This window comes from Moraxella caviae, from assembly GCF_002014985.1.
Taxonomy (GTDB): domain Bacteria; phylum Pseudomonadota; class Gammaproteobacteria; order Pseudomonadales; family Moraxellaceae; genus Moraxella; species Moraxella caviae.
Genome location: NZ_MUXU01000114.1, coordinates 1 through 3,634 on the forward strand (window position 1 = coordinate 1; position 3,634 = coordinate 3,634).

At 40.8% G+C, this 3,634-nt stretch carries 5 protein-coding genes and 1 CRISPR repeat array; all 5 genes read left to right on the top strand.

Annotated elements, in window-relative coordinates:
• Window positions 1–22: 22 nt before the first annotated feature.
• Window positions 23–410: direct repeats of the CRISPR family, unit length 28 nt; unit sequence ATTATCAGCCGCATAGGCTGCTTAGAAA.
• A 97-nt stretch (window positions 411–507) separates the two neighbouring features.
• The 5 genes from B0181_RS11765 (at window position 508) to B0181_RS11785 (ending at window position 3,605) form a co-directional block, all read left to right on the top strand.
• Window positions 508–915, top strand: a complete 408-nt coding sequence (locus B0181_RS11765; RefSeq protein WP_078277670.1) for a hypothetical protein — start codon at window positions 508–510, stop codon at window positions 913–915.
• A gap of 262 nt (window positions 916–1,177) precedes the next feature.
• The gene (locus tag B0181_RS11770; RefSeq protein ID WP_078277671.1) at window positions 1,178–1,990 is read left to right on the top strand and encodes a ParA family protein; all 813 of its coding nucleotides are present in this window, start codon (window positions 1,178–1,180) and stop codon (window positions 1,988–1,990) included.
• Between the two features lie 10 nt (window positions 1,991–2,000).
• Entirely contained in the window at window positions 2,001–2,954 is a 954-nt protein-coding gene (locus B0181_RS11775) for a ParB/RepB/Spo0J family partition protein (protein ID WP_078277672.1), read from the top strand.
• 57 nt (window positions 2,955–3,011) lie between these two features.
• Entirely contained in the window at window positions 3,012–3,380 is a 369-nt protein-coding gene (locus B0181_RS11780) for an EexN family lipoprotein (RefSeq protein WP_078277673.1), read from the top strand.
• 45 nt (window positions 3,381–3,425) lie between these two features.
• On the top strand, window positions 3,426–3,605 hold the full coding sequence (locus B0181_RS11785) for a hypothetical protein (protein WP_115338117.1): 180 nt from the start codon (window positions 3,426–3,428) through the stop codon (window positions 3,603–3,605).
• Window positions 3,606–3,634 lie beyond the last annotated feature (29 nt).

Sequence of the window (3,634 nt, forward strand, 5' to 3'; positions counted from 1 at the left end):
TTTTACGGCGGGGTGGATAACAATTATCAGCCGCATAGGCTGCTTAGAAATTCGAATACACAAGATTGTCAAAATTATTGACATTATCAGCCGCATAGGCTGCTTAGAAAACAACGCTGAACATTCGCCCAATGTGCTTTTTATTATCAGCCGCATAGGCTGCTTAGAAATTCGAATACACAAGATTGTCAAAATTATTGACATTATCAGCCGCATAGGCTGCTTAGAAAACAACGCTGAACATTCGCCCAATGTGCTTTTTATTATCAGCCGCATAGGCTGCTTAGAAAAACCACAGATGAAACCATCAAACACAATATTTATTATCAGCCGCATAGGCTGCTTAGAAAGTATTTGTCGCTTAAGTGTTTGCCAAAGTCAAATTATCAGCCGCATAGGCTGCTTGAATACAGTGCTACGAGCATTATTCGCTTAAAAAAATTATACTATTAAAAGGGATGGCAATAGTGATATACTGTACAAAATTTAGTCAAAAAGGATTTGATTATGTGTGATGCCGATAATGAACTGCAAGAGTGGGATAAGCTTTGTAATGCTAGACAGGTTGAATGGCTATTGTCGCACTTACGCAAAGCACGCTATTTATACGATATCCAAGATGAAGATTATAGCTTGGGTGCAACAATGCATTTTGTCGTTGATTGTGTCAAAGTATTCATTGAAGAACCAACCCCACTGCATTATTTATCACTGATACAAACCGAAAATATGATGTTAGGGGCGTTGATTGCCAAAGGTGCTAATTTTGCGCCTGTTGGTTGGGGGCGACTGTGGGAAGCTAGAAATCATCTGCCATCACTAAGAGATGCTTTAGAAGTGGCGGTAGCTGAAAACGATTACTTGTTTGACTTTAGATTTTTTTCAGATTCTGACTTTGACCCTACCTGCATTTGACCAGAACCGTTTAAAAAAAGACTGCATTTGCAGTCTTTTTTGTGTCCGAATTCGGACACTCTAATCGCATAACTTTGCCATGTATTTACATATCGTTCAAAAAAAACCGCTTTATCAGTCAAAAATTAGGTAATTTTTGGCAAAAATAGCCATTTTTTCGCATATTTTAGCAAAATATGCTTGTATATCGTTCAAGTATATTGTATTATATCAATCAAGAAATAAACAACCAGCGTCCGAATCGGACAGTAAGGATGAAAGAATGGCAAAAGTTATTACGGTAGCTAATCATAAAGGCGGCTGTGGCAAGACTGCAACAGTGGTACACTTGGCAGCTGAATTAGCGCACATTGGGCTTAGCGTGTTGGTGATTGACCTTGACCCACAAGGCAACGCATCAACGCATATTGGATTAAAACATCCATCCGAATTGCCTGTGACGATTCGTGATTTGTTGCTTGACGGTTCGCCAGCTCGTTTACTTGAAGCAGTACAAGAAGAAACAAGCATTGAAGGCGTATCTTTGATTTCGTCATCACTGGCGCTTACCACTGATGAAGATAAAATCAAAGACAATGAGCCACGCCCATTAGAAGTATTAGGTCGCATCATCAAGCCGCTGATGGATGTGTATGATGTGATTTTGATTGATACACCGCCAAGCTTACGCACATTGACTGGTAACGCTTTGGCTTGTGCTACTGACTATATCATCCCTGTATTCAGCGGTTCGCAGTACGGAATGTATGGCGTAGCTGACTTGCAAGCCTACATCGAAAAAATTAAATACATCAATCCAAGCCTAAATCTGCTAGGTGCGCTATTGATGCGCCATGATAAGCGCCAGCTGACTTGCCAAATGATGAAGGATGAAGCAGCCAAAAAAATTGGCAATATCATCCCTGTGGAAATCCCAAGCAGCACCAATATTGATAAAGCTGCAATCTTAGGCGTAAGCTTGCGCAAAGTTGATGCAACATCAAAAATCACACGCCGTTTTAAAAGTTTGGCAATGTGGGTCGCACACGAAACACGCTTAAAAACCTACACCGCTGATGAATTGGGCTTGGAATAAGGATTAAACAATGAGCAAACTAGCACAACAACTTAAAGCAAAACTTGCTGAAAATTTAGAAATTCATGCAGCTGCCGAAAAGGGCTTTGATGGCTTTGATGTGTACAAGACAAGCCGATTGGAAAGCATCGCTATTGCTGACATCCGCCCAAATCCAGCACAACCACGCACTGACTTTGACGCTGAAGCATTGCAAGAATTGGCAGATAACATTGATAAAAATGGTCTATTGCAGCCAATAACTGTGCGACAAGTTGCACATGGCTATGAGATTGTGGCTGGTGAACGCCGTTTTCGTGCGACACAGCTGCTTGGCAAAACAAGTGTTGAATGTATCGTGGTACACATCACTGACCAGCAAAATGCACTACTGGCACTGTCTGAAAACTTGGCTCGCAAAGATTTAAGCGACTATGAAACTGCCTTGGCTATCGAAAAAATCCAAGATAGTTTTGAGAACAAAACCGAATTAGCAAAAGCACTAGGCATTAGCCGTGCCAAGCTGTACAAGCTGTTGTCTTTCAGTGAGCTACCAAAAAGCATTTTGGCGTACTTGGCTGATAACCCAAGCATCTTATCGGCTGACACAGCCGAACAAATCAAATCTTTGAAAAAAGATTTGGCGATTGATGATGGAATGTTTGGCGGCATATTGCTAAAAGCGGTAACTATGCTAAAATCAGGTGAATTAAAGCAGTCACATCTTACTGACTTTATTATGTCAGAAGTGGTATCAGGTGATGATAATGAAGCAGCAACTGATGCAGATGAAGCTGAACAAACCAGCGAAATGAAAGCGCCAGCTACATCTGATGTTAAAAAGATGTATGTGCGTGAAGGCAAGCCAATCGGCAAGGTCAAATCAAACGGTAAGAAATTTGTTGTTGAACTATCAGCGCCAAGCTTGACCGCCGAACAAGAACAAGAATTGCTGAAATTTTTGGATAACTTGTTGGCAGAATAAATACTGGATGTGTCCGAATTCGGACGCATCAAATCAATCAAACATAAGGATTTTATTATGAAAAAATTAATCATCACCGCTTCAGCGCTCATTGCGTTAGCTGGATGCAGCGAAAAAACCTACACCGCTGACTATCTTTTGACTGACAAAGCTAAGCGTATGGAAATCTTGGAAGCTTGCAAAGCAAACAAGCAAAGTACAGAAAACTGCACAAATGCAAACACCGCTCAAGCGGCGATTAACAGAAATATCACCGCTAAAAAGAATGAGCTTAATCATCTAAAATATAAATTGTTAAAGCGTCAGCAAATGAATCAGCAATTCCAAAACTCGCTGTTCAAAGAACAGGGCATTGCTCAAGAAAAAGAACTGGCTGAAAAGGTCGCCAAAGCTGAATTGGCACTTGAAAACGCCAAGAGTCAATAAGCATAAAGCCCACATTGTGTGGGCTTTATTTAATGGATGCAAAACATGAATATTGATGACATTGTAAAAGCAGTAATTGATGATGAACCCGACCTAGCCAGCCAATCTGAAAAGTTGGCTCGCTCCCTAAAAGATGCACAGGATTTAAATTTTAGTATCGCATATCAGCGTCCGAATTCGGACGCATCAAATTTATCCAACAGTCAAGATTTGCATAATCGGTAAATTGCTCATGTGACGTACTCCCCTCCCTA